Consider the following 25,747-nt stretch of genomic DNA (forward strand, 5'->3'; position numbering starts at 1 on the left):
AAGATCCAATAATGTATGATTTTCGAGATTATAGCATACCGCCATTAACGATCGTTTTTATGAGGGTACTCTTTATCAAAGCATAAGTAATAGCGTTTGCTCGGAGATAGGCATGAGAAAACATAGGGATAATTGTGCATTCGCTATAATAACGCCATTACAAAATGATCAGGAAAATATATGAACACACAAGCATCGATTAAAGCCTTTGATGAAGCGCAAACCTATATTCCAGGCGGTGTCAATTCACCGGTACGTGCTTTTAAAAGTGTCGGCGGCACACCGCTATTCATCACAGAAGGCAAGGGTGGCACAATGACGGATATCGATGGCAACAGCTATGTCGATTATGTCCAGTCATGGGGACCGCTTATCTTCGGCCATCGTGACGAGAGCATAGAGAACGCTGTTATCGAAGCGGTGAGGCACGGTCTCAGCTTCGGGGCGCCGACGCAGGCCGAGACAGAGCTTGCCCATGAAGTGGTCTCCATCTTTGATTCAATCGATAAAGTCCGTTTTGTCTCTTCAGGCACCGAAGCGGTCATGAGTGCTATCCGCCTGGCACGCGGTTTTACCGCCAAAGACGACATCGTCAAGTTTGAAGGGTGCTATCACGGTCACAGCGATTCGCTTTTGGTCCAGGCGGGTTCAGGCCTTGCGACCTTCGGCAACCCTTCGTCACCGGGAGTACCGGCCGACTTTACAAAACACACGCTGCTGGCCAAATACAATGACCTCTCGAGTGTTGAAAAGTGTTTCAAAGATTCGGACAACATCGCCTGCATCATTATTGAACCGATCGCCGGAAACATGGGACTTGTTCCTGCGGACAAAGAGTTCCTGCACGGCCTTCGCAAGCTTTGCGACGAGCATGGCGCCTTGTTGATCTTTGACGAAGTGATGAGCGGTTTTCGTGCGACACTGCACGGTGCCGAGAGCATTACCGGTGTCACACCGGATTTGGTCACACTTGGGAAAGTGATCGGCGGCGGTATGCCGGTAGGGGCTTTTGGCGGACGAAAAGAGGTGATGGCGATGCTTTCACCTGAGGGGCCGGTCTATCAGGCAGGGACTCTCAGCGGTAATCCGATCGCGATGGCTGCCGGTCTGGCAGCGGTCAGCAAACTGAAGAAAAATGCCCGTCTTTATCCGATCCTTCAAGAGCGCGCCGAGCGCCTGGTCAATGGATTGAAAGCAGCGGCACAAAAGAACGGCATTGCAATGGTGACAGATGTCCGCGGTTCTATGTTCGGTTTCTTTTTCAGTGAAAGTCCGGTCAAAAACTTTGATGACGCCGCACAGGCGGATCATGCACTTTTTGCCAAATTCCATGCAGCGATGCTCAACGAAGGTTTTTACTTCGCCTGTTCCGGTTATGAGACCGGTTTTATCTCGACAGCAACCACCGATGCGATGGTAGACGATACGATCAAAGCTGCCGAAAAAATCTTTGCAGAGGTCAAATAATGGCTGAAATGCAAAAAACACCGAATGAAGAGAACGAAAAACCGCGCTTAAAACCGATTATTGAAGGTGCCGAGACGCTTTCACTCGGTATTTCAATGGTCGTAGCCGTACTTATCGGCGTCGGTCTCGGTCTCGGTCTCAAACACCTGACCGGTCTTACTTGGACCTTGTGGATCGGTGTGGCTATCGGGATCGCCGCCGCCTTTTTAAATGTCTATAAGGCCTATTCGAAACAGTACAAAGCCTTTGAAGAGTTGGCGAAAGAGCGTCGCTACAGAGTTAAAGATCATCTTGAAGATGATGACGATGATGAGGATGAGAGTGCAAAAAACTATTAAAACAGCGCTCCTGAGTGAGCTTGTGATCCTAGCGCTCTGGTTCTATTCCTTTACGTTTTTTATCAATTTTCAGATCGCTTTTCTCTCCTCACTCCTGATTCTGCTTGGCTCTACCTATAGCTATAAACGCCTTGTTGACAGGCGTGTCGCCTCCCAGGAGAGACCTGATGACGTCGACGTTATAGAGAAGATTGATGACCCTTTTGATCTGTATAGCGATGAGATCACACAAGAGCAAGGGACTCGCGACGAAACGGTCGATATCAAAGCTCTTGTCAAAGAGGAGAAAAAGCGCATTAAGGTGCAGAATGTCAAAAACACGGCAAAGAGTGCACCGGCGCTGCTCTCTATGTTCAGAGTTATTCCGTATCTCTTTTTGATCCTGGGTTTCATCGCGCTTAAGAACAATGCACTCTTAAGCTTGATGCCCTACCTGATCGGCCTCGGTTTCGGTATCTTGGCCGGGCTCTATATGGGGAGATCGCTTTTTGTAGAGAACAGGTGACGCGGCGTATTAATCCGTGATCATCGGAATGTTTACAGTGACACAGTTCTCCGTGAAAGAGGAGTAGAGGTTGTTTTTATGTGCGATCAGCTCGATCTCCGAAGAGAATTTCTTACAAAACTGATCGGCTGATATTTCGATCGTGAACAGTGAATACTTTTTGTTCTCAAACTTGATGTGCTCACCTACGCGGTAGAACAGCTTCGTCGTGATCGTATCATTCTCTTTATAGGAAGCGTAGATCTTATTGAGCAGTTTGATAAAGTTGTCGGGGTGCAGACGAATTTCGGGTATGGTCGGATCGAGTTCTTTAATGTAGGTAACGTCAGACCCGATGGAGTTGGTGCTGATACAGAGATCGATCAGGGTATAGACGTTAATGAGTTCACCTGTCGGTTTTGGAGCCGAAAAGTTAACGGTCGGCTGTTGATAGAAACGAATACCGATCTCGGCCTCATTTTCGTAGCCGATGGTAATGCCAAAAAACCGGTATCGTCCGAATTCAAGCTCCAAAAAGGTGGTTTTAAACCCGAAACTGGTGCTGGCATGCGTTGTGGCGATCTCAAAGAGAATGTTCTTGTCAACACTGCCCAACAGGTATTGCGCCTCGGTGTTGAGAGAGATGATCTTTCCTGAGGAACTGAATAAGATAAAAGGGTTGTAATCGTATTCAATCCACTGCTGTTCGAAAGTCAAAGGGGTTACTCTTCAATATAGTTTTTAAGGCGACGTCCCACCTTAGGGTGTTTGAGCTTTTTGATAGCAGACGATTCGATCTGGCGAACGCGTTCACGTGTAACGTTAAGTTCTTTACCGATCTCTTCAAGTGTACGGTCACTCTCATCGTCCATGATACCAAAACGCATTTTGATGACCGCTTTTTCACGTTCATTGAGCTGTTCAAGGACACCTTCTATCTGAAGACGGAGGTCGTCTTTCAAGACAGCATCTGCCGGTGCGAGAGAGGTTTTGTCTTCGATGAAATCACCGAAACGTCCGTCATCTTCGTTACCGATAGGTGCTTCTAGCGAGATCGGCTCTTTTGTGATCTTGATAACGTTTTTGACCTTCTCGATAGAGAGACCGACCTCTTCGGCGATCGTATCGACATCCGGCTCTTTACCGTTCTCTTGAAGGTATTTACGCATGATCTTGTTGATACGGTTGATGGTCTCGATCATGTGAATAGGAATACGGATCGTACGTGCCTGATCGGCGATCGCACGGCTGATAGCCTGACGGATCCACCAGGTTGCATAGGTCGAGAATTTATACCCTTTTTTGTATTCAAACTTATCGACAGCTTTCATCAGACCGATGTTGCCTTCCTGGATTAGGTCGAGGAAAGGCAGACCGCGGTTGGTGTAGCGCTTTGCGATAGAGACAACAAGGCGAAGGTTTGATTTGGCCATACGTGTTTTAGAGATCTCCGAGATCTCTTTACCGCGTTTGATCTGCTCGAGGATGTCAAGCAGTCTTTCAGGTTCCATGTCAAAACTGCCTTTGGAAGCCTCTTTTGTCTGGATCAGTTTTTTGATCTCCATATAGGTACTGACCATTGTCGCTTCGGGAACACGGGCAGCAATATCCTCTTTCGTCAGGTCACAGATCTCACTGACGAGTTGTGTATGGTTGCTACGCAGCGCGTCATTAAAAAGCGGCAGTTTATACTCTAGACGTTTAAGCTCTTTATCAAAACCGTCATCGCTTCTTAGCGCCGTTTCCATCGATTTGACCAGTTCATTGATCAACTTCGAGGTCGGTCCAAGGTCAAGCAGGCGCTCTTTAAGTGTTTTCTTCTTAAAACTGGCTGTTAAATGAAACTGGATGTACTCTTCGGTCATTGCTTCGCCTTCTTCAAGGATGACCTCTTTCTCAACAGCTTTAAGCCAATCTTTTTTTGCTTTTTCCAGGGCTTTAAAGCTTGATACAACCGCCTCGACACGTTTTTTGTCTTTTGCCGAGAGTGTTTCTGCCGCTTTGTCATCATCACTGTCGCTGTCGTTATCATCGCTGTCAGACTCTTTTTCGTCCTCGAAACTCTTAAAAAGCTCTTTTACGCGACGCTCACGGTTAATAAGAGGATCTTTATAGTCTAGAATAAAGTCGATAAGGTAGGGAACGGAACAGATTGCGTCGATGATGATACTTTCACCGTATTCGATCTTTTTAGAGATCTCGATCTCTTCATCTTTGGTGAGAAGAGGGATCTGTCCCATCTCGCGGAGGTACATACGCACAGGAGAATCTGAGCGTGACCACTCCATCAGTTCATGCTGTTTTAAGATGTCAAACTCTTCACTTTTTGACTCTTCTATCAGTTTACGCTGGGCAGCCAGACGCTGGGCGGCTTCTTTGTCATTAAGCATTTTGGCGTGTTCAGAGGCAGTAAAAAGACAGACATTGTATTTTTGTGCGAGTTTCAGGATACTTTTTGCCTGAGCAGCCGTCGGTTGTTTTTCAAAGACATCCACTAAAGACTCATAAGTCATACAATCTGGTGATTTGTGTGAGCTGAAGGTATCATCTAGGTATTTGTTCAATTCTTTTGCGGTCATATGCGAATGTGCTCCTAGCGAGTAATAAATAAGAAATCGGATTATACCGAAATCTTCTGAGAAAATGCTTTGCACCTCTGACCTTGTTCCGGATTCAGGATTATTTTATTCACTCTTCTACTATAATAAACCGCACAAGAAAAGCCCACAGAACAGTATAATACTAAATAATATCAAACAAAGAAAAAAGCGCTTTTATAAAATTGTGACGCTTTTTTGGATATAATCCGACAAAATTTAAAAGAAGCAGGATTTTCAATGCAAACGATTGAAGGAAAAGTCTGGAACTTCGGTAAAGATATCGATACAGACCTTATTATCGCCGCAAGATATTTAAATACATCAGTACCAGAAGAGCTGGCAAAGCACGTTATGGAAGATGCTGATCCTACTTTTGTCAAAAATATGACACCGGGTGACATTATTGTTGCTGATGAGAACTTTGGATGCGGTTCTTCTCGCGAACACGCACCTATAGCACTGAAAGCCGCCGGTGTTGCTGCGGTAATCGCACCGACTTTTGCCCGTATCTTCTATCGTAATGCTTTCAATATGGGGCTGCCGATTTTTGAACTTCCGGAGAGTAACGAGATCAAAAAAGGTGATGTTGTAAGTATCAATATGGATGAAGGCACTATCACCAACAAGACAAGCGGTAAAACATACAAATTTACACCGATCCCTCCATTTATGCAAGAATTGATCGATGCAGGCGGACTAATGAACTATGCAGCCAAAGAAGTGGCGAAGGAAGAGAAATAATGAAAAACTACAAAATTGCACTGATCAAAGGCGATGGAATCGGTCCCGAGATCATTGACGAAGCGGTAAAAGTACTGGATGCTGTTGCCTCTTGCGAAGATTTTGATTTTCAATATGAAGAAGTCTTGATGGGCGGATGCGCTTACGATGCGACAGGCGACCCGCTGCCACAGGAGACAATCAATGTCTCTCTTAACTCTGATGCGGTCCTTTTTGGTGCGATCGGCGGTGAAAAATGGGATTCACTTCCGCGTGAAAAACGTCCGGAGTCAGGTCTTCTCCGTTTTCGTAAAGAGTTGGGTGTCTATGCCAACTTGCGCCCGGCAGTTGTCTATGATGAGCTTGTCAATGCAAGCTCACTTAAACCAGAGATCGTTCAGGGAGTAGACCTGATGGTGGTGCGTGAACTTATCGGCGGCATCTATTTCGGTGAACCGAAAGGACGCGATGAAAACCGCGGTTTCAATACCATGGTCTATACGCGACCGGAGATCGAACGTATCGCGCACAATGCATTCAAAATCGCTATGACGCGCAGCAAGCGTGTATGCTCTATCGATAAAGCCAATGTACTCGACGTCTCGCAATTGTGGCGCGACGTGGTCACTGAGATCTCAAAAGAGTATCCTGAAGTCGAATTGACACACATGTATGTCGACAATGCAGCGATGCAGCTTATCCGTGATCCGAAGCAGTTTGACGTTATGCTCACCGGTAATATCTTCGGCGATATATTGAGCGATGAGGCCAGTATGCTTTCGGGTTCTATCGGCTTGCTTCCGTCGGCGTCGGTGGGCAGCAAGATCGGTGTCTACGAGCCGATCCACGGTTCAGCTCCGGACATTGCAGGGCAGGGGATCGCCAACCCTATTGCGACCATTTCGAGTGCTTCGATGATGCTTCGTTATGCTTTAAATGAAAATGATGCCGCTGACCGTATTGACGCCGCTATCAAAAAGGCGCTTGCCGAGGGTTACCGCACACAGGATCTTGCTCAATTTGACGCAAAAGAGATCTGCTCAACCAGTGAAATGGGTTCTATCATTGCCAACTACGCGGTAAAGTGCTCTAAGTAAAAAACTCTTTTTCGAATCTGCACCTTATGTGCAGATTTTATAAAACAGTTTTTAAGAGAGCCGATAAATATGAAACAGTACCGCGTTTTAATTGATGCCAAAGATGAGAAAGGGCTTGTCTATAAGATAGCAAGTATCTTTTACAATCATGAACTCAATATCATGTCCAATAATGAGTTTGTAGATAAAGATAACAATAAATTTTTTATGCGCAGTGTTGTTGAAGGAAAAGTGGATGCCGATGAGCTGCAGCGTGAACTGCAGGCCGTACTCCCTGATGAGTCAAGTGTCGAGATTATTAAGCCCGGCAAGAAAAACATTATTTTGATGGTGACCAAAGAGTCACATGCATTAGGGGATATTCTGATCCGTTATGAAGCAGGCGAATTAGACGCAAATATACTGGCCGTTGTCTCCAACTACGACATTCTGGAGTCACTGGTCAGCAAGTTTGATATTCCGTTTATCACTGTTTCGCATGAAGGCCTGGACAGAGCGGCGCATGAAGAAGCGGTATTAGAGGTTCTTGGCAGATATAACGATATAGACTATATTGTGCTTGCCAAATATATGCGTATCTTGACGCCGCGTTTTGTTGAGGCCTATGAAGACAGGATCATCAACATTCACCACTCTTTCCTACCGGCGTTTATCGGGGCAAACCCCTACAAACAAGCCTTTGAACGGGGTGTCAAGATCATTGGCGCGACAGCGCACTTTGTCAACAACAACCTTGACGAGGGGCCGATCATTTCGCAGGAGATCAAGCATATCGATCATGCCTACAGCTGGCGCGATATGCAGCGTTCGGGTCGTGATGTTGAGAAAATCGTCCTTTCCCGAGCTTTGAAACTGGCACTGGAAGACAGAATATTCGTCTATGCCAACAAGACGGTTATTTTTTAATGTTCAACATCGTTCTTGTTAACCCCCAGATTCCCAACAATACCGGCAGTATCGGTCGACTTTGCGTCAATACCGCTTCCTCTTTGCACCTGATCAAGCCACTCGGATTTGACATTGATGAAAAAGCGGTACGCAGAGCAGGACTGGATTATTGGCATAAACTGGATCTGCATGTCTGGGATGACCTTGAAAGTTTTTTTGCTGCCCAAAAAGAGGGGTCGCGCTACTTTTTTGGTACAACCAAGACTGATACCCCTTATTTTGAGCAGAAGTTTCAAGAGGGTGATTTCCTTTTTTTCGGAAGTGAGACAAAGGGACTTCCGGCTGAACTGCTTGCGCAGAACCCGCGGCAGTGTATGACCATACCCATGACAAAAGAGGGACGCAGTCTCAACCTTGCCGTAAGCACAGGGATCATCCTCTACGAGGCGATCAAACAAAACTTCAGTGCATATAAGGAGCTAATGTGAACAGCTTTATTGATATTGTTGTTTTAACACTTTTTATTCTTTTTTTATTCTTTATCTTTCGAGGTTATCACCAAAGCAAACTCGAAGAGCGCGAAAATAAAAACTCTGAAAACGGTCCTGTACAAAAAGGTGATACGCCTATAGAATAATACTTTACGGTATTTTTGCAAGAGCGCAAAGACACCGTACTATAGAATCTTGTCCGCCCATCTGCTGAGTGACTTCTCAAATCTATCCAAAAATGAATCTGCTTTTTCAATTATCTTTGCCATTTGTCATCCTTTTGATCAACGTTATGGAAATATTCTAGAAGTTATTGCCATATTGATCTAAAAATATTGCAATATGACATATTATTTTGATAAAGTATGACAACTATTTATTATTGTGACATGAAAAAAAATTACGTAGAAGGATGGGACATGAAAAGTTTTAGCGAGATCGTCGAAGAGATCAAAGATATTATCTCATCAGATATCCCGGGCAAAAAAGTGTTTGACAAAGATGTGGCAAAAGCACTCGATATAACACAGATGAATTTTGCCACCATGAAAAAGCGTGACAAGATTCCCTATGAGGAGCTGCTCAACTTTTGCGCCAAGCGCTCTATTGCAATTAACTGGCTGCTCTACGGTCAAACCCCGGAGTCCCTGATCGAGCCGACAAACCAGGTCTATATGGTCCGCTATTTTAACGCGGTCAATGCATCAGCCGGCGGGGGCGCCTTTTCCGATGAAGGTGAAGAATTTGAGGAGCTTGCAATAGAGCCACATTTTTTAGCTACACTGGGCGGTGAACATGAGCTTAAAAACATCCAGGCCATCAACGTCACCGGCGATTCGATGGAACCGACTTTTTTAAACGGGGATATCATTTTTTTGAATACCGCAAAGAGCGATATATCTCGCGGTGGTATTTTTGCCATCCAGACAGAAGATATGCTGCTTGTTAAACGATTACAAAAGCGTATAGATGGTAAAATCGATATTATTTCAGATAATAAAGATTTCTACCTGCCACAAGTCGCTTCACCGGAGCAGATCAATATTCTGGGTCGTGTTGTAGGGCGTTACGGGGGCGTAGAATAGAAGGAGATGCGTTTGCATCAGATCAACGTTTTTCGCTTGGGCATCGTAACGGCTACATTGGCTGCGCTGTTCTTCTTTAACGTTTTTGGCATAGAGATCATACCGCTTGGCGGCAGTGAAGTGCTAAAAAGTATTCAAAACAGCGAAAGCCAAAAAAATCTGCAAGAACTCAATCTCTCGACTTCACAAGATCTGAACAGCACGCAGCTTAAACGCAAAAGCAGATCAGGAGGCTTTTGTATACCCCCTGTCTATCCGAACTTTGTCGAAGATCTGTACCGGTTTCCGCAGGATATCGGCGTTTATGTGCAAAAGAACGCCTTGTCGCATAAACGGTTCTACGACATACAAAAAGCGTTTGATAAAAACTATTTCTCCGTCTGGCAGTATAAAAGACCGCCTGAATCCTCTTTTACCGCTCGCTGGCCATTCCGTGTTTACAGTGAGGGTAACTCGTATGGTGAGAACCTGCAGCTTTTGGAACCTTCCTGGTTTGAAGAGATGCTTGATAAAGCCAACTTCAAAGAGTTCGGAAAGGTCAATAGTTACGGCATAACGCTTCATTTCTCATCACTGCGTAACTTCCCGACACAGAAACCGCTTTTTCGAGACCCTGATCAGGCAGGTGAAGGGTTCCCGTTTGACTATCTGCAAAACAGTGCTATTCACGCCAATGAGCCTCTCTATATCTCACACTATTCAAGCGACAAGGCCTGGGTCTATGTCTATACTTCTTATGCTTCGGGTTGGCTGCCAAGCCACACCATCGCATTTATGGGTAAAAAAGAGCGTAGAAAATGGCAAAAGGCCAAACCTGCTTACCTGTTAAAAGAGAAGGTGGCCTTGAGCGACACAAACGGTCACTTTCTTTTTTACAGCCGCGTCGGTATGCGCCTGAGCTTTATAAAGAAGAGAGGCCTTTATACTTATGTTCGTGCGATTGCCCCCGGTGCTTTTAACAGACCGACTTTTGTAACGATCAGGATGAAAAATTCAGAGGTGGCAACGACACCGCTATTTATCAACCAAAACAATCTTATGAAGATCACAGCGGATGTTATGAAAAGTAATTACGGCTGGGGCGGGCTGTATGAAGAGAGGGACTGTTCATCTACGCTTCGAGACATCTTCGCACCGTTTGGTGTCTGGATGCCGCGTAACTCCAGACAGCAGTCCCGCATAGGCAAAGTTATCTCGCTTGAAGACCTTAATAGTACGGCAAAAGAGGAGCTCATCAGAGAAAAAGCAATTCCTTTTGAAACTTTTTTACATAGGAAAGGGCATATTATGCTCTATCTAGGTACCTATGATGACAACATCATGATCTTGCACAATATGTGGGGAATAAAGACAGTCGATGATAATGATAAAGAGGGGCGCGTGATCGTCGGCAAAGTCGTCATAAGCACGTTGGAGATAGGCAGTGAACAAAACGGCTACGACTACAACAGCTCACTTTTGCCGAGCCTGGACCGTATGAATATCTTTACCTACAAAGCTGATCCTGAAAAAAAGAGACGAAGAGACAAAGGGAAAAAGAAGGCAAATGGATAGGATCATCTCTCAGTAACACTATGTATCCGTCTTTTTTCGATACTTCGAATGCATGTAGTCATAAAATATTGAGGCAGACTGATTGCGTTTTAATTGATAGAAGGAAGAGGAATAAATGGGAACAGCAAGGTGAGACCAAAGGTCTCACCTCAGGTTTAGTGAAGATCGGCGTTAAGCTTGATCTCGCGTGTTGAACGGCTCGCAGTCAGCTCGCCTGTCATCGAGTTTTGACGGAAATGAAGGCCGTTAAGACCCGCAAGATCTTTACCTTTGAAGACCTCGCCTTCCATCGCTACATCCGGATTGACTTCCTGGATCTTGGCCAACTGGTCAGGATAGATGCTGATTTTTGTCCCTTCCAAAACAGCAATACCTGCATCGATGATACAGGCATCACCAAGCGGAATACCGCAGACAGAGTTGGCACCTAGAAGACAGTTGCGTCCGATAGAGATGGGGTTGCCGTCTGTTCCGCTGAGTACACCAAGAATCGAAGCGCCGCCCCCTACGTCAGAACCGTCGCCGACGATCGCAGAGCTGGAGATACGTCCTTCGACCATGCTGACACCGGTTGTACCGGCATTGAAGTTGATGTACGAAGCACCCGGCATTACTGTTGTACCGGCATGAAGCTGGGCACCGAAACGTACTTTGGATGTTTCCAAAATACGTGTGTTGTCCGCAGGGATGATATGCTGCAGGAAACGTGGGAATTTGTCTACAAAATCGACATGCGGGTAGGCGTTGGCAAATTTGAGTTCGATCTCGTTTTCACGCAACCAGTCCAACTCGATAGGCTGACCATCTGACCAGGCTACGTTTGGAAGTGCACCAAAGGCACCGTTGAGATTGATACTGCGAAGAGCTACTTTAGCCAGTGATAGCGCATAAAGTTTTAAGTAGGTCGCTTCAACGCTGACACAGGCGGCATCATCAAAGATAAAGACAACACGGAACTCGCCTTCACGGCACCCTTGCGACTTGAGTTGACCGTAAAGAGCCGAGATGACCTGAATGTTTTTGTGCGCATCACCATAGGCTTCGTCAGCATACGGCGTAAATGCGTTCAGACATGACTCCAAAAACTGCAGGTTGACATTGCAAACCACTTCATTTTCGGTAAAATCCACCGCTACACCTTGCTCGCGAAGCGCTTCGATAAAAATAGCAGCACTGCCGAAGTTTTCATTCCAGTTGATTACCGGGTAAGTCGCCTGAAGGACTTTATCGCTGTTCTTCTGGCCAAAATCGACGCGACAGATACCAAAAGCCAAAGGATCTTTATACCCTTCGGTTTTTTTAATCGTTTCGATCAGTGTTTTAAATGCATCAGCAGTTTGAATAGTTTCCATTCATTCTCTCTTTCTTTGGTTTTTGGGCTGTAAACAGTGCCCGTTAAAGATTCCGAAATAGTACCATGAGTTCCTTTAGCCGTGACTAACACCTCCCAATACTTCATCCCCTTAAAGTAAACTCAAACATATTGTTCGGGCCCGCTTTCCTCACTTTTTCTTAGTCATCTCTGTTATACTTTCCATACTAATTAAAATTGCAATGGAATAGCATGACAAAATGGCTCTCGATCTTACAGGACAATGACTATTTGGCTGCCAAAAAACTGATCAAAGACGGTGCGGATCTTAATGATCGCACGGAAGCAGGGGAGTCGGTACTGGCTTATGCCCTCAAGTGCAAATGCGATCAGGATATGTTGGAACTTCTGATAGAAAGCGGTGCCGATATTTTTTACAAGGACGATGAAGGTGTGAGCATCTTTGACTTTGCGATCACCTACAACAACATGTACGTCATCAAATTGCTTCTGGACAAGGGGATCGATGTCAACGAAACCTCCCGAAGAAGCGGTTTTACCGCCTTGATGGCCGCTGTCTGTTACGGCAGAAACACCGTTGTCAAAATGCTGCTTGATGCAGGAGCAGATGTACATGCGGCAGATTCCAAGGGCTTGACTGCTTTGGCTTTTGCCAAGAAGATGCACAAAAAAAGCATGATCGAATTGCTGGAGCCCCTTGAATGAAAAGCTTTGTATTACCTCTACTGTTTGGAGTTTTCTTCGCTGCTTGTTCGCAAGAAAGCGCAGAGGAGCAGCATAATGAACAGATCATTAAAGTTGAGAAAATCGTTGAAAAGAGCAGTGATAAAGACGGTGCATTGATCTGTCTCGAGGAGAATGAGAAGATCATCTGCAAACTGATGACAAAACGCGCCAATAGTGAGCGCAGTGTCAAATTCAACTGGTTTTCGCCGACATCACCCAGGGATGACAGGGAACGTACCTTCATACTGCCTGCAAATCACGCCAGTCTATTTGACAGCCGCAACAAAGAGGGACGCGCCAAAGGGAGATGGACTGTCACGGTTGGACTAGATAGCGAAAAGATCTCGACAACGTTCACTCTCCGATAACAGCCTTTTGCAAGGAGGCTGTCCCTGCTGCTCCCTTCTATCCCATCTTTTTATATAACATTCTTTAATCGAATTAAAATCATTTGAATAATATTTTTTCTTATATTAAGCAAAGTGATCCGGGCGTAGAATGATTATATATACCGAAGAAAGGAGATGTTATGCACAAGTTATTACTTTTGATCTCATCAGCGCTTATGGTTGGCATTATAAACCTGCATGCTGTTGATTACGGCGGCGAAAAAAGTTTCCTTATGGAAGTTCCTTATACCGTCTGTGTGGTTCCACCTGAAGTGGATGAAGCAATAGCAAAAGGGGTTAAAGTCACATCTGTTGCAAATGCCAAAAAGCTGTTTGATGCAAACGCGTTATTTTTCGATGCCCGTGCACCCCGTCACTACAAGGCAGAGCATATCAAAGGGGCTTTTCCTGTTGTTTTTGATGAATCAAAAGCTTCGTATATCGCCTTGAACCTGCCTGAAGACAAAAAAGCCGCATTGGTCTTTTACTGCTATGGCGAAAGCTGTGCGATCTCTTATGAAGCAGCGCTTGCGGTAAGAAAAGCAGGGTATACCAATGTCTACTGGCTGCTTAACGGATTTCCTGAGTGGAAAGCAAACAAGTTTCCGGTAGAAAGCGACAAGTAGAGAACCCACTATCCTTTCCCCGTCTAACATGACGGGGAAACGGGCGGATTCACACTCCCAATACCCTCATTGCACCGCGTACAACAGGTATCATTGTCGCTTCGACCGCCTTGTTGAGATGAAGCGGATGCATGATCATTTTGATCGCCATCGGGTAGGGGTAATGTTTCTTGGCCATCCGGTTAAGCTCTTTTTTAAAGGCGTCATATGATGCCGGGTCGAAACGGCCGCTGTCTTTTGTTTCATGGATGCTCTGATAGGCAGTCTCTATATCTTCGGTACCGGCTTCTTTCAAGCGCTGCACGATAACCTTGAGGATCTCTTTTCGTCCTGAATTTTCGCTCTGGTTGTAATAGTTGAAATATCGGTTGAAGTTGCTGTAGTGGTTGACTTCGTCTTTATAGATCAGATGTGACAGGTGGGCGAAGACGGGCTCATCAAGGCTTTTTGCATAGTCTTCGAAGGCACGGTACATTGTGGAGGTCCCGGTTTCTATGATCATCCGTGCAATCATCTCCAGCCCTTTTGTCGGTTGAAGGGCATCGACACTGCACAGCGGAAGGTAGAGCTCAAGAAACCTGCCATAGGCTTTTTGCCAGGGAAATTCCGGCCAGACATACGCCACATAGGCTTTCAGTGCCTTTCCGTGCTGTACCTCTTCTTTTTCCCATCTATCGTTTAGCCATGCGACAGCTTCCGCATTCTCTTGATAGTATTCCGAAAGATTCTTTGCATAGGTTTCGGAAGCAATCTCGATAAATGATGCAATTGTCAACAGGTGGAAGAGAAAACGGTTCTCTTTGACTTTTGCGACATCGATCGCGCTGTAATTGATATCTTTTTGATAATCCCAATTTGCCATAAAAACCCTTTCTCATCAGAGTCGACATAAATAGGGGCATTCAGGTCATGTCGTAATTAAAAAAACTGACCCTGTTTCTCATTTTCAAGCGGTTTGCGTCGCTCTTTGGCCAACCAATCCTGCAGAAGCTTTTCCGTCACCTTGCTCAGACTCATCTTATAGCGTGAACGCGAATATTTCATCGCCTCATCCCACGTTTTTCTGTCGATTACAAGCGAACGCGTCACTTCGTCTTTTGGCTTCAAATTGTATCCTCATTAAATATATAGTTTATTATATAGCAATCTGTAGAGATTTTTCAAGTGTTTTTAATGGCAAAAAGCCATGTTTAAGGGGTTTTGGAGCGATTTATGCATAAAAGTCAGTTACTTGCAAGTGTAAACTGGGGTTTGAGTGTTAAAATAGAGATCTCGCTCGGGGCAAAGACACGCACCGGCGGCCCCCAATAGCCGGTACCGCGGCTGACAAAGATCTGTTTTGCCGCGCTTACAGCATGCAGCCCGGCCAAGAAGGGTTGATCAAGCATTACCAGAAAACCGAAAGGGAATATCTGACCGCCGTGGGTGTGACCGCTTATCATCAGATCATAGTGATGTTCCTGAACGATCTTTATACTTTTAGGCTGATGAGAAAGCAGTACGGTCGGCAGTGTCGTGTCGACATTCTCAAACGCTTTATAGGTGTCGGTCTCCAGCATTTTAAAGCGAATAGACTGCAGGTCATTGATGCCTACAAGGTTTATGGCTTTGTCACCGTCTCTGATGACGACACTCTCATTTAGGAGGGCTTTAATGTTCAGCTGCGGCATATAGTCGGCGATATCCTGCGCCCCGTGGTAGTATTCGTGGTTTCCGAGAATAAAAAAGGTGCCAAAACGTGTCTGCAGCTCTTTTAACGGCGAAAGCTCCTCTTTGGCATGTTCGATCTTTCTGTCAAGAAGATCGCCTGTAATGACAACAATATCGGGCTTTAGGGCATTGATGCGGTCGACGCACTCCTGAACAAAGGCTTTGCCTATGGTATTTCCCACATGCATATCGGTGAGCTGGACGATCGTCAGTTCATCAAAACCAAGCTCTTTGATGAAGATCTCGACCTTGTTAAGCTCGGGCCTTTTGATGCCGCCGATCAAGCCTTTTACGAGATATGAAAAGGCCAATATCAGCATCGTCACATCAAAAGCGATCTTCATAAAATGTCTTCGCCCCTGATCAAAGGGCACATGCTGGGCGGTCGTGTGCAACAGATCATAGAGCAGCGTGATAAAAAAGAGTGTCACGGTTACCGCTACCGCCAGACTCAGGATGTAATAGAGCGCCGGCGATTCGATGATGGGGTGAAAAAGAGTCTCGATAACGAAAAGGATCTCAAGTATAAAGATAGCGGAAAGAAAATTGAAGCTTGCGAGCCGAACATTGAAATGGAGGCGCTTGAAGAGGCGTCTGTGGATATAGGTGTTCATCAGGTACATCACACTTATAAAAGCAAGGGGGAAAAGAACAGTGCTCATCACTCTTTTACCTCAAATCCAATGTCGTTGGCCTCCAGAAAATCCATAAACATACCGAAATATCGAAGCGTGATCTTTTCGTCATACGAAGCAACCGACATCTCCACATTCGCTTTTTCGTTGACGAACATAGGCAGAGATGAGCATTCGACATCATCGGGCATCAACTTCATAATAGCAATGAGCCGCTCTTCGCTGCAGAGCGCATGCAGTGTTTTTCGATACAGTATCCTGTTCTGCGGAAAAAAACGCGCAATGGCCTCTTCGACCATCGGGTGCGCCATCTCGGGAAATCCCGGCATAAAGAAGTAGCGTTCATCGAGATAGAAGCCGGACATGTTGTTGACCGGATTCTTTAAGAGTTCGGCCCCTTCGGGCAGTTCTGCCATATGGATACGGTTGGGATAAGCCCCCTCGCCGAAATGTTCAATAATATCTTTTTCAAATTTCGTATGACGCACCAGGGGCGAGCCTCTGAAAACGTCTGCGGCAATGGCGCGGGTCAGGTCATCGGGGGTGGAACCGATGCCGCCGAAACAGAACATTCTGCTTTTCTCATCTGCTCTGACCCGCTCAAAACTGCTTTTGATCAGAGCAGCATCGTCTTTGATGATCTCGACACAATGAAGCGTGTAGCCTCTCTGCGCAAGCGCGCGCTTTACAAAGTCGAAATGTTTGTCGACTCTGCGGCCGTTGAGGATCTCCGAACCGATGATGACGGCATAGATATGAAGGGGGTTCATAAAAGGGCTCTCCATAAAATATTCTTATATATAAAAATTAATAAATATGTTAATGTTCAAAAAAGTTATAAGATGTTTCAATGGGAATTGAATCACATAAAAGGCATAACATGTCTGACAATAACACACTTCAAAAACGCTTTAATCGTAATAATCAAAATTCCAAAACAGCATCTTATCTTAATTACAGCAATAACGAAACAGTGCAGACGTTATCTTATGAAATGAAGCATACAGAGCAGATGAGTGTTGATAGGAATAAGAGGTACAGACGCAATGGTCAACTGCTTCAGGGAGGTGCGAGATGAGGGAAAGAATGGCAATCGTAGAAGGTGTACGTTCACCTATCGCCAAAGCAGGCGGAAAGTTCAAAACGCTCCAGGCGGAGACATTGGGATCACGTGTGGTGCAAGAGGCGGTCCTGCGTTCCGGCCTTGACTACAGCGATTATGACGAGGTGATCATCGGGAACGTTGCGCAGCCTGCCCATGCTGCCAATGTCGCTCGTGTTATTGCACTTAAAGCCGGTTTTAACGAAAGCATGATAGCCAGTACAGTGCACCGTAACTGTGCCTCAGGTATGGAGGCGATCACCTCTGCCGCCGAAAAGATACTTGCAGGAAGCGGTTCCGTCTATCTCTGCGGCGGTGTGGAATCGATGAGCAATGTACCGCTGCTCTTTGGTACCCAGATGAAAAGTTTTCTGGAGACCTTCTCCAGGGCCAGGACGCTTAAGCAAAAGCTTGTGACCTTGGGGCACTTCAGACCCTCTTACCTCAGACCCGTTATCGGTCTGATGCAGGGGCTGCGGGATCCGGTCAGCGGTTTGATGATGGGCTCTACGGCAGAGGTACTGGCACAGGATTTCGGTATCAGCAGGGAAGAGCAGGACCTTTTTGCGCTAAACAGCCACCTTAAAGCCGCAATGGCTCAAAAGAGCGGTCTCTTTGCAGAGGAGATCGTGCCCATCGTTTATGATCTTGGCGCTTCAAAGATTATGAAAGATGACGACGGGATCCGCCCCAACCAGTCGCTTGAAGCGCTTGCCCGATTACACCCTTTCTTTGATCCCGAAAACGGTACGGTGACCGCCGGCAATTCATCACAGATCTCCGACGGGGCGGCGGCACTGACGTTGATGAGCGAAAATGAGGCCAAAAAACGGGGTATTGAACCTTTGGGCTATCTCAGCGCTTTTGCCTACGCGGGTCTCGAACCTAAACGCATGGGGATGGGGCCCTATTACGCAACTTCAAAACTTTTCAAAGCGATGAAAATGAGTTTGAAGGATATCGACCTTATCGAGATGAACGAGGCCTTCAGCGTGCAGGTTCTGGCTAACCTTAGAGCGTTTCCATCACAACATTATGCCGCGTCCCACGGGTTTGACGCCCCTTTGGGCGAGATCGATGAGTCCAGACTAAATGTCAATGGCGGCGCTGTCGCCTTGGGCCATCCTGTCGGAATGACGGGGACAAGGCTGGTTATTCACCTGCTAAAAGAGCTGCGCCGCCGGAACAAAGAGCGCGGTCTGGCCACGCTGTGTATCGGTGGAGGGCAGGGTGCCTCACTTTTTCTGGAGGTAGTGTGATGAAACATATACGTTATAGCGTGCATGACAACGGCATCGGCGAGGTGATCTTTGACCACAGCGAGCTTGAGGTCAATCTGCTCTCGTCCGAGGTGCTGCTCGAGCTCGAAAACCTGCTCGAATCCATTGCGCGGCAAAAAGAGGTGAAGATTCTGCTCTTTAAAAGTGCTAAGAAAGATATCTTTATCGCAGGGGCCGACATCAAAGAGATCAAGACCCTTGATACAAGAGTAAAAGCACTTGAAAAGGTGCGTCAGGGACGGGACATTTTAAGCACGATCGCTGCTTTGGAGGTACCAACACTTGCCGTCATCGACGGCGTGGCCCTCGGCGGCGGGTTTGAGCTGGCACTGGCCTGCGATTTCAGACTCACCACCGAGAACCCCAAGACCAAGATCGGCCTGCCCGAGGTAAGCCTGGGCGTGATGCCGGGATTCGGAGGGACGGTCAGGCTTCGAAACCTTATCGGTTTGCAAAAAGCCCTTGAACTGATCTTGGGCTCCAAACAGCTTAACGGCAAAAAGGCAGAACATCTCGGTCTCGTAGACAGCTGTGTGCCGAGCGGTTACCTCGGTTTTAAAGAGACACAGATGATCGCCGACATTCTGGATGCCAAAAAACGCACCAAAATAATCGCCAAACGCCACAAGGCTACACTGCTGGAAAAGTTTGCACCATCGCTTATCTTTAGCTTTGCGGAAAAAGAGGTCCTAAAAAAGACAAAACGCCATTACCCGGCCCCTCTGGCGGTAATAGAACATTATAGAAAGATCGCAAAAACGGGCTTTTACGAGGCACTCGAAGCAGAAACCCAGCGCTTTGCCACTCTTGCTTTGACCAAAGAGTCCAAACATCTTATCGAGCTGTTTTTCACCTCGGAAGCCCTCAAACATGATACCGGCGTTGACCACCTACCGGCGCTCAAAGCAATAAACCGGGCGAGTGTCTTCGGCGGCGGGACAATGGGTTCTGGCATAACATGGCTTTTCAGCAAGATCGATATGCCGGTCCGTCTGAAGGTAAGGCGCAGCGAACAGATTGCAGATACGCTGCATGCCGTCAACAAAAGCTATATGGCAATAAAACGCCGTAAACGTTTGACCCAGAGAGAGATAGACCTGAAAATGGACAGAATATCGGCCGATACCCGGATGCGCGGGTTTGAGAAGAGCGATATTGCCGTAGAGGCTATCGTCGAAGATATGGCAGCCAAACAGGAGCTCTATGCAACATTGGAAGAGACATTACGAAAGGATGCCATCATCGCCACCAACACCTCCTCGCTCTCCGTTTCGAAATTGGCAGTCTCCATGAGACACCCCGAGCGCTTTGTCGGGATGCACTTTTTCAACCCGGTCGACCGCATGCCGCTGGTCGAAGTGATACGCGGCGACAAGACCGCCGATGAAACGGCTGCGACGGTGGTAGCACTGGCTAAAAGAGCGGGCAAAACGCCTATAATTGTCGGTGACTGCCCAGGCTTTCTGGTCAACCGCCTCCTCATCCCCTATATCATCGAAGCCATACACCTCTTCGAAGAGGGCGAGAGCTTTGAAAAGATAGACAGAGTGCTGTTGGCCTTCGGTATGCCGATGGGACCGTTCAGGCTGGCAGATGAAGTCGGGCTCGATGTCGGCTACAAGGTTGCCAAAATACTCGAAGAGGGCTACGGCGAACGCATACGGTGTGCCCCGGTGTTTGAGCGCATCTACAGTGACCTCGGCCTGCTTGGCAAGAAAAACGGTGCGGGCTTTTACACCTACAGAGGTCATAAAACAGTGCCCAATACGTCCGTCATGGACCTCGTGCAAGCGAAACGCAGTTTCAGCGAAGACGAGATCATCGACAGGACTCTACTTGTGATGGTCAATGAAGCGTCGAGAGCTTTGGAAGAGGGGATCGTAAAAAATGCGTCCTACCTCGATATGGCCATGGTGATGGGCACCGGCTTCCCGCCGTTTCGAGGCGGCCTTTTGGCGTACGCTGACGAACGCGGCATCCACGATGTTGTCGCGAAACTCAATAATCTTGCAAATGCCTACGGCGAACGGTTCAAACCCTCCGGTCTGCTTACCGCCATGGCAAGAGAAAAAAGAACATTTTACGAGGAGTAGGTCATGGCGTATCTGTTAGCATCCCTTTTGACACTTGTCCTGATCACATTGTGGTTCAAGGGTACGCGGTTTGTCACCTGGTCTGCCGTTTTGATCCTGGTCCTGTGGGCCTGGTACACACCTTCGCCGCTTTTTTGGACGATCTACCTTCCGCTTAATACGCTTCTGCTCTACCCGCCGCTGCGCCGGAAGCTCTTTACGGCGCATATCGTTGCACTGATGCAGAAAAAACACCTTATGCCGAAAATATCAGAGACGGAGAAGATCGCTTTGCGTGCCGGGACACTCTGGGTCGATGGGGAGTTTTTTTCGGGCAAACCGGATTTCGATAGTATTCTCTCCAAGCCCTATCCCTCTTTGAGCAAAGAGGAGAAAGCGTTTTTGGAGAATGAAGTCAACACGCTCTGCGCGATGACCAACGACCACCAGGTCTTTCAAAAACGCGACCTGCCGCCCGAGGTATGGACCTATATGAAGGAGCACCGCTTCTTCGGCATGATCATCCCGAAAGAGTACGGCGGTCTGGGTTTTACAGCGCTCGGGCACAGTGCGGTCGTACAAAAACTCGCTTCGCGTTCACAGGTTCTGGCGATCACGGCGATGGTACCCAACTCCATCGGTCCGGCGGAACTGATACTTGAGCACGGCACGCAGCATCAAAAAGAGTACTACCTTCCGCGCCTTGCCGACGGACGCGAACTTCCCTGTTTCGCCTTGACAGAGCCGCTTGTAGGCAGCGATGCGACCTCGATCAGGTCGGAAGGGATCCTTTTCAAAGATGAAAGCGGCAAGGTGAAGATCCGGCTGAACTTTGAAAAACGCTACATCACCCTGGGGGCTGTCGCCACTTTGATAGGGCTTGCTTTTGTCCTCAAGGACCCTGATGACATTCTCGGAAGAGGAGAAGAGCTAGGGATCACCTTTGCCTTGGTGCCGAATACACTCAAGGGAATCGACCAGGGCTATCGACACGATCCCCTCGGCGTCCCTTTTATCAACTCATCACTTTACGGCAAAGATGTCATTCTGGAGATCGATATGATAGTCGGTGCTGAAGAGGGTATCGGTGAAGGGTGGAAGATGCTGATGGAGTCGCTTTCCGTCGGCCGGGGTATCTCGCTTCCTTCTACCAGCAGCGGCGGCATGAAGTTGACGGCGCATGTCGTCGGGGCATACACCGCTATCAGAGAACAGTTCGGTATTTCTGTCTCCCAGTTTGAGGGTATCCAGCATGAACTGGGCCGGATCGCTGCGACGACCTACATGATGGATGCGGCGCGCATTTTTACCATCGGTGCGATCGATGCCGGCGAGAAACCCGCTGTCATCAATGCGGTGATGAAGTACCATGCCACAGAGCGCTTCAGGGACGTGATCAACAGCGGGATGGATCTGATCGGCGGGGCGGGGATCATTCTCGGCGAACGCAACCTTCTTGGCAACCCCTATATGGGCGCGCCGATCGGGATCACGGTCGAAGGGGCCAACATCATGACAAGGACCCTGATTCAGTTCGGTCAGGGCGTTATCCGTTGCCACCCATATGCCTTCGCGGAGATCGAAGCACTTGAGTCCAACGATATTGAAAAGTTTGACCGGCTCTTTTTCTCCCACATCGGTTTTGCGCTGCGCAACCTGGTCAGAATGCTACTGCTTTCGTTGACACGCGGTTACCTCCACTTTACACAGAGAAACCGCTTTATGGCCCGTTATGAACAGAAGCTTGTCTGGAGTTCAGCAGCGTTTGCCTTTATGACCGATGTGGTGATGGGGCTGTACGGCGGCGGGTTCAAAAAAAAGGAGATGCTGAGTGCCCGGTTCGGAGATGTGCTGTCATGGATGTACCTCCTGAGTGCAACGCTGAGACGTTTTGAGTCGGAAGGGATGAAAGAAGAGGAGAAGGTCTATGTCGAGTTCATCAGTGCCTATGCACTCAAAGAGATACAAAATGCCTTTGAGGGTATCTATGCCAATATAGGCTCGGGCTTTGTCAACGTTGTCTTTAAGTTCTTGTTCGGCTTTACGTACAGGCTCAACGCCTTTTCATCCATGCCGGCCGACACACTTTACAGGAGACTGGCCGATAAGCTCTCCGCCGATATGAAAAGCCGGAATCTCCTGACGGAGGGGATCTACCGGCCTGAAGATGAGAAGGAGGCACTTGGCGCTCTCGATGCATGTTTTGCCAAAGTACTTGAAGCCAAATCGGTCAAGACGAAGATCAGAATAGCGCTCAGCACGAAAGAGCTCCAAAAAAGTGCAACGCTGTACGAGGATGCCTTAAACCGTCACGTCATCACTGAACAAGAATATGCTCTGCTTAAAAAAGCAGCGGCGATGAGCGAAGCGGTCGTTCAGGTCGACACCTACAAGATAGACGATTATCTTGCGAGAAAATAAGATGATCGATCTTGTCTACAACTCGACCAGCTTCATGCTCAAAGTTATTGACGCGATCTTAAAGACCAATATTCGTCTCCACGGAGAAGAGCATCTAAAGAAAAATGCTCCGACCCTTTTTGTTGCCAACCATTTCACCCGTTTCGAGACATTGATCATGCCATATGTCATCGATGCAAGAAGTAACAGAAAGATACGTTCTCTGGCCGACCGCTCACTTTTTATCGGGCTTCTCGGTACCTACCTGAAACACTCGGGAGCACTCTCCACTGCAGATGCCGACCGCAACGATATTATCATCGGCGATCTAATGTGCGGTCGGAACAACTGGATCATCTACCCCGAAGGTTTTATGCTCAAAAACAAGAAGGTGACCATGAATGAGGGGGAATTTTTTACCGATATACCGAGGCATCGCGGTGCTGTTTTCAGCGGTGCCGCATTGATGGCACTGGAGGCGGAGGATAGAAAAAAGAGTTTCAAAGCCGCCCAAAAAGAGCAGGACCACACGAAGCTTGACTTCCTTCGTGCAAAATTCTTTTTTGGATGCAATGAGGAGAGTGTCTATCAAAGCACCCATATCACCCCGGTAAACATCACCTACTATCCGCTTCGTCCCGGCCACAATGCCCTGATGAACCTCGCCGGTCTGCTGGCCGGCGAAGATGCATCCCAACAGACACTCGAAGAGATCGAGATCGAGGGAAACCTCTTAAACAGTGCCGAAATACATGTCCGCTTCTGCACGCCTATCGACATCTCACACTATACGCTCGATTTTGATCTCTCAGACAAAGATGTCGCAAAGAGACTACGGCATCGATTGACCACCGATTTTATGGAGGTGATCTACCAGAACGTCCTTGTGACCATCGATCACCTTTTCAGCGTCATCCTTGAAAAGCATACCCAAGCAATAGTTACAAAAGAGTACCTTAAACAGCTGCTCTACCTTCTCGCCAGCAAGATTCATGATGCCGGTATATACCATTGTCACGAGAGTATCAGCGAACCGTTGCTGCATCTCTTTTCGGATGAAGGCTACGCACCGTATGAAGATATACTTTTTTTAGCCCTGCGGCAGAATATCCTGAAAGAGGCCGGCGCTGATAGCTATCAGATCAACCACAGGCTCTACCGCGACGACAGCGATTTTCACCGGGTACGCCTTACCAATACACTGCGTGTGATCTATAACGAAGTGGCCTTACTCAAAGATCTGCACCAAAGCACCGACGAGGTACTGGCATTGAAGCCGCAACGACTCGCACTAGATGTTTTCTATACGATCTTTCGCCGTGATCTCGCTATCTACCATGAGGATTACAAGCAGTTCTACTCCGTCATGTACTCCAAAGCCAAGGAAGTGGGCGAACCCTTTGTCCTTTATGATGAAACGTTTACTGCAGGGATCGTCTTTGCCCACGGACTGAAATCGACGCCCAGCGAAATACGTGATATCAGTGAATACCTGCATCAAAGAGGGTATAACGTCTACGGTGTCAGGCTAAAAGGACACGGCACATTGGCGCAGGATCTGCGCGATGTCAAGTATACGGAGTGGCTGGAAAGCTTTAACCGGGGGTACGCTGCCATGCGTCAGGTCTGTAAGAAAATCTATCTTGGCGGGTTCTCGACAGGCGGGCTTGTCGCACTGTTGTCTGCTGCGAAGAAACAGTATCCCGTCGAGGGGATCATCTGCATCAATTCGGCGCTGGAGCTGCGTGATATCCGTGTTAATTATGTCGTGCCGACGCTGCACGCCGTCAATGACTTTTTGTCGCTCTTCAACGCCGATGTGAACTATATTGAACATGAATCCGACTACCCCGAGATCAATTATTCCCGGCTCTATATCAGCACCCTTGCGCAGCTGCGTTCGTTGATGCTGGAGACAAAAAAAGCACTTTCACAGATCGATGCGCCTCTTTTGGTCATACAGGGCGAATACGATCCGATCGTCGATCCGAAGAGTGCGCAGGTTCTTATGAATAGCATTGCGTCAAAACATAAAGAGCTCTATATGCCGCTGCGCAACACGCATGTGATCATTAAAGGGGAGGGAAGCGAAGAGATCTTTAAAAGGGTTGTCGTCTTTATAAATAAGAGGGAGAATCACGCCTCATAAGAGAGACGCAAAAAATTATTTAGATTCTTGAGGTGATAAAGGATTCCATTTCATCAACGATCGCTTCAATAGAACGCTCGCCGTCGATCTTGACAAGCATCGATCTCTCTTCGTAGAATGACTGGATAAGCGAAAGCGGTTCGGTGTAGACTTTCATACGGTTATCGAAGACAGTGTTGTTGTCGTCGGCGCCGCGCGCACGGCCCAGCACGCGCTCCCGTGCCACATCTTCACTGACGACGACTTCGATAACGTTGACAAGCGAAACGTTCTCTTCTGATGCCAGGAAGTTGTCGAGTGCTTCCATCTGCTCTTGAGAACGCGGATAGCCGTCAATGATGACGACATCGTTAGGTGCTCTTTTGATCGCGGCGACAATTGTCTCGATAGCGATCTCGATCGGCACAAGATTGCCCTTGGAGATGAACGAATCGATGATTTTGCCGCGATCGGAGCCGCTTTCGACTTCGGCACGGAACATATCGCCGGTCGAGTAGTGGGTGATCGTATCGGTGTTGTGTTCGGTGATCAGTTCGGCATCGGTCGTCTTGCCTGAACCCGGAGCGCCGATAATCAAAAACAGCTTTTTAAAACTCACGCT

The 25,747-nt window shown here is 47.4% G+C and carries 25 protein-coding genes; 17 read left to right on the plus strand and 8 right to left on the minus strand.

Annotated features, from left to right (window positions below; translation table 11 throughout):
* Positions 1-180 precede the first annotated feature (180 nt).
* The 3 genes from hemL to WCY20_RS07065 are packed head-to-tail and all read left to right on the plus strand — an operon-like array spanning position 181 to position 2,310.
* Positions 181-1,467 carry a glutamate-1-semialdehyde 2,1-aminomutase gene (hemL, locus tag WCY20_RS07055; protein WP_345978134.1) on the plus strand — a complete coding sequence of 429 codons (1,287 nt, stop codon included), beginning with the start codon at positions 181-183 and terminating at the stop codon, positions 1,465-1,467.
* Entirely contained in the window at positions 1,467-1,805 is a 339-nt protein-coding gene (locus WCY20_RS07060) for an AtpZ/AtpI family protein (RefSeq protein ID WP_345978136.1), read from the plus strand. The genes hemL and WCY20_RS07060 overlap by 1 nt, the downstream gene beginning before the upstream one ends.
* Complete coding sequence (locus tag WCY20_RS07065; RefSeq protein WP_345978138.1) at positions 1,789-2,310, plus strand: hypothetical protein; 522 nt, start codon at positions 1,789-1,791, stop codon at positions 2,308-2,310. The genes WCY20_RS07060 and WCY20_RS07065 overlap by 17 nt, the downstream gene beginning before the upstream one ends.
* Positions 2,311-2,319: 9 nt before the next feature.
* Here the strand turns inward: WCY20_RS07065 and WCY20_RS07070 are convergent, their stop codons facing one another.
* Together WCY20_RS07070 and rpoD are read right to left on the minus strand one after the other, a co-directional pair.
* Positions 2,320-3,006: a hypothetical protein gene (locus WCY20_RS07070; protein ID WP_345978139.1), complete on the minus strand. Its 687-nt coding sequence runs from the start codon at positions 3,004-3,006 to the stop codon at positions 2,320-2,322.
* A gap of 5 nt (positions 3,007-3,011) precedes the next feature.
* The gene (rpoD, locus tag WCY20_RS07075) at positions 3,012-4,868 is read right to left on the minus strand and encodes an RNA polymerase sigma factor RpoD (RefSeq protein ID WP_345978141.1); all 1,857 of its coding nucleotides are present in this window, start codon (positions 4,866-4,868) and stop codon (positions 3,012-3,014) included.
* Positions 4,869-5,126: 258 nt separating this feature from the next.
* On the opposite strand from rpoD, the gene WCY20_RS07080 reads away from it, so the two are divergent.
* The 7 genes from WCY20_RS07080 (at position 5,127) to WCY20_RS07110 (ending at position 10,724) form a co-directional block, all read left to right on the plus strand.
* Positions 5,127-5,630 carry a 3-isopropylmalate dehydratase small subunit gene (locus tag WCY20_RS07080; RefSeq protein WP_345978142.1) on the plus strand — a complete coding sequence of 168 codons (504 nt, stop codon included), beginning with the start codon at positions 5,127-5,129 and terminating at the stop codon, positions 5,628-5,630.
* Positions 5,630-6,706: a 3-isopropylmalate dehydrogenase gene (leuB, locus tag WCY20_RS07085; protein ID WP_345978144.1), complete on the plus strand. Its 1,077-nt coding sequence runs from the start codon at positions 5,630-5,632 to the stop codon at positions 6,704-6,706. Before WCY20_RS07080 ends, leuB begins: the two co-directional genes overlap by 1 nt.
* Positions 6,707-6,775: 69 nt before the next feature.
* Positions 6,776-7,612 (plus strand): formyltetrahydrofolate deformylase, encoded by an 837-nt coding sequence (gene purU / locus WCY20_RS07090; RefSeq protein WP_345978145.1) that lies wholly within the window; start codon positions 6,776-6,778, stop codon positions 7,610-7,612.
* Positions 7,612-8,082 (plus strand): tRNA (cytidine(34)-2'-O)-methyltransferase, encoded by a 471-nt coding sequence (locus WCY20_RS07095; protein WP_345978147.1) that lies wholly within the window; start codon positions 7,612-7,614, stop codon positions 8,080-8,082. Before purU ends, WCY20_RS07095 begins: the two co-directional genes overlap by 1 nt.
* Complete coding sequence (locus tag WCY20_RS07100) at positions 8,079-8,231, plus strand: hypothetical protein (protein ID WP_345978149.1); 153 nt, start codon at positions 8,079-8,081, stop codon at positions 8,229-8,231. Before WCY20_RS07095 ends, WCY20_RS07100 begins: the two co-directional genes overlap by 4 nt.
* A 273-nt stretch (positions 8,232-8,504) precedes the next feature.
* On the plus strand, positions 8,505-9,170 hold the full coding sequence (locus WCY20_RS07105) for a S24 family peptidase (protein ID WP_345978150.1): 666 nt from the start codon (positions 8,505-8,507) through the stop codon (positions 9,168-9,170).
* 6 nt (positions 9,171-9,176) lie between these two features.
* Entirely contained in the window at positions 9,177-10,724 is a 1,548-nt protein-coding gene (locus WCY20_RS07110; RefSeq protein WP_345978152.1) for an SH3 domain-containing protein, read from the plus strand.
* 155 nt (positions 10,725-10,879) lie between these two features.
* Here WCY20_RS07110 and WCY20_RS07115 read toward each other — a convergent pair whose 3' ends face one another.
* The gene (locus WCY20_RS07115) at positions 10,880-12,076 is read right to left on the minus strand and encodes a tetrahydrodipicolinate N-succinyltransferase N-terminal domain-containing protein (RefSeq protein WP_345978154.1); all 1,197 of its coding nucleotides are present in this window, start codon (positions 12,074-12,076) and stop codon (positions 10,880-10,882) included.
* 212 nt (positions 12,077-12,288) lie between these two features.
* On the opposite strand from WCY20_RS07115, the gene WCY20_RS07120 reads away from it, so the two are divergent.
* The 3 genes from WCY20_RS07120 to WCY20_RS07130 all read left to right on the plus strand — a co-directional run bounded on the left by WCY20_RS07120 (position 12,289) and on the right by WCY20_RS07130 (position 13,798).
* A complete protein-coding gene (locus WCY20_RS07120; RefSeq protein ID WP_345978156.1) occupies positions 12,289-12,762 on the plus strand; it encodes an ankyrin repeat domain-containing protein in 474 nt (157 codons plus the stop codon).
* Positions 12,759-13,151 carry a hypothetical protein gene (locus WCY20_RS07125; protein ID WP_345978158.1) on the plus strand — a complete coding sequence of 131 codons (393 nt, stop codon included), beginning with the start codon at positions 12,759-12,761 and terminating at the stop codon, positions 13,149-13,151. Before WCY20_RS07120 ends, WCY20_RS07125 begins: the two co-directional genes overlap by 4 nt.
* Positions 13,152-13,312: 161 nt before the next feature.
* The gene (locus tag WCY20_RS07130; protein ID WP_345978160.1) at positions 13,313-13,798 is read left to right on the plus strand and encodes a rhodanese-like domain-containing protein; all 486 of its coding nucleotides are present in this window, start codon (positions 13,313-13,315) and stop codon (positions 13,796-13,798) included.
* A gap of 49 nt (positions 13,799-13,847) precedes the next feature.
* Here WCY20_RS07130 and WCY20_RS07135 read toward each other — a convergent pair whose 3' ends face one another.
* From WCY20_RS07135 to WCY20_RS07150, 4 genes are all read right to left on the minus strand, one after another.
* Complete coding sequence (locus tag WCY20_RS07135; RefSeq protein ID WP_345978161.1) at positions 13,848-14,660, minus strand: ferritin-like domain-containing protein; 813 nt, start codon at positions 14,658-14,660, stop codon at positions 13,848-13,850.
* Positions 14,661-14,716: 56 nt separating this feature from the next.
* Positions 14,717-14,905 (minus strand): hypothetical protein, encoded by a 189-nt coding sequence (locus WCY20_RS07140; protein ID WP_345978163.1) that lies wholly within the window; start codon positions 14,903-14,905, stop codon positions 14,717-14,719.
* Positions 14,906-15,021: 116 nt separating this feature from the next.
* Positions 15,022-16,170: a metallophosphoesterase gene (locus tag WCY20_RS07145; RefSeq protein WP_345978230.1), complete on the minus strand. Its 1,149-nt coding sequence runs from the start codon at positions 16,168-16,170 to the stop codon at positions 15,022-15,024.
* Positions 16,170-16,913: a competence/damage-inducible protein A gene (locus WCY20_RS07150; RefSeq protein WP_345978165.1), complete on the minus strand. Its 744-nt coding sequence runs from the start codon at positions 16,911-16,913 to the stop codon at positions 16,170-16,172. Before WCY20_RS07150 ends, WCY20_RS07145 begins: the two co-directional genes overlap by 1 nt.
* A gap of 316 nt (positions 16,914-17,229) precedes the next feature.
* Between WCY20_RS07150 and WCY20_RS07155 the strand changes: the two genes are divergently transcribed.
* The 4 genes from WCY20_RS07155 to WCY20_RS07170 are packed head-to-tail and all read left to right on the plus strand — an operon-like array spanning position 17,230 to position 25,146.
* The gene (locus tag WCY20_RS07155) at positions 17,230-18,504 is read left to right on the plus strand and encodes a thiolase family protein (protein ID WP_345978167.1); all 1,275 of its coding nucleotides are present in this window, start codon (positions 17,230-17,232) and stop codon (positions 18,502-18,504) included.
* Positions 18,504-20,618, plus strand: coding sequence for a 3-hydroxyacyl-CoA dehydrogenase NAD-binding domain-containing protein (locus WCY20_RS07160; protein ID WP_345978168.1), 2,115 nt, complete (start codon positions 18,504-18,506; stop codon positions 20,616-20,618). The genes WCY20_RS07155 and WCY20_RS07160 overlap by 1 nt, the downstream gene beginning before the upstream one ends.
* Before the next feature lie 3 nt (positions 20,619-20,621).
* Complete coding sequence (locus tag WCY20_RS07165) at positions 20,622-23,018, plus strand: acyl-CoA dehydrogenase (RefSeq protein WP_345978170.1); 2,397 nt, start codon at positions 20,622-20,624, stop codon at positions 23,016-23,018.
* Position 23,019: 1 nt separating this feature from the next.
* The gene (locus WCY20_RS07170) at positions 23,020-25,146 is read left to right on the plus strand and encodes an alpha/beta fold hydrolase (RefSeq protein WP_345978172.1); all 2,127 of its coding nucleotides are present in this window, start codon (positions 23,020-23,022) and stop codon (positions 25,144-25,146) included.
* Positions 25,147-25,165: 19 nt separating this feature from the next.
* On the opposite strand, the gene WCY20_RS07175 is transcribed toward WCY20_RS07170, so the two are convergent.
* Complete coding sequence (locus WCY20_RS07175; protein ID WP_345978174.1) at positions 25,166-25,744, minus strand: adenylate kinase; 579 nt, start codon at positions 25,742-25,744, stop codon at positions 25,166-25,168.
* Positions 25,745-25,747: the final 3 nt, after the last annotated feature.

The sequence above is a fragment of the Sulfurimonas sp. HSL3-7 genome (assembly GCF_039645985.1).
GTDB classification, from domain to species: domain Bacteria; phylum Campylobacterota; class Campylobacteria; order Campylobacterales; family Sulfurimonadaceae; genus Sulfonitrofixus; species Sulfonitrofixus jiaomeiensis.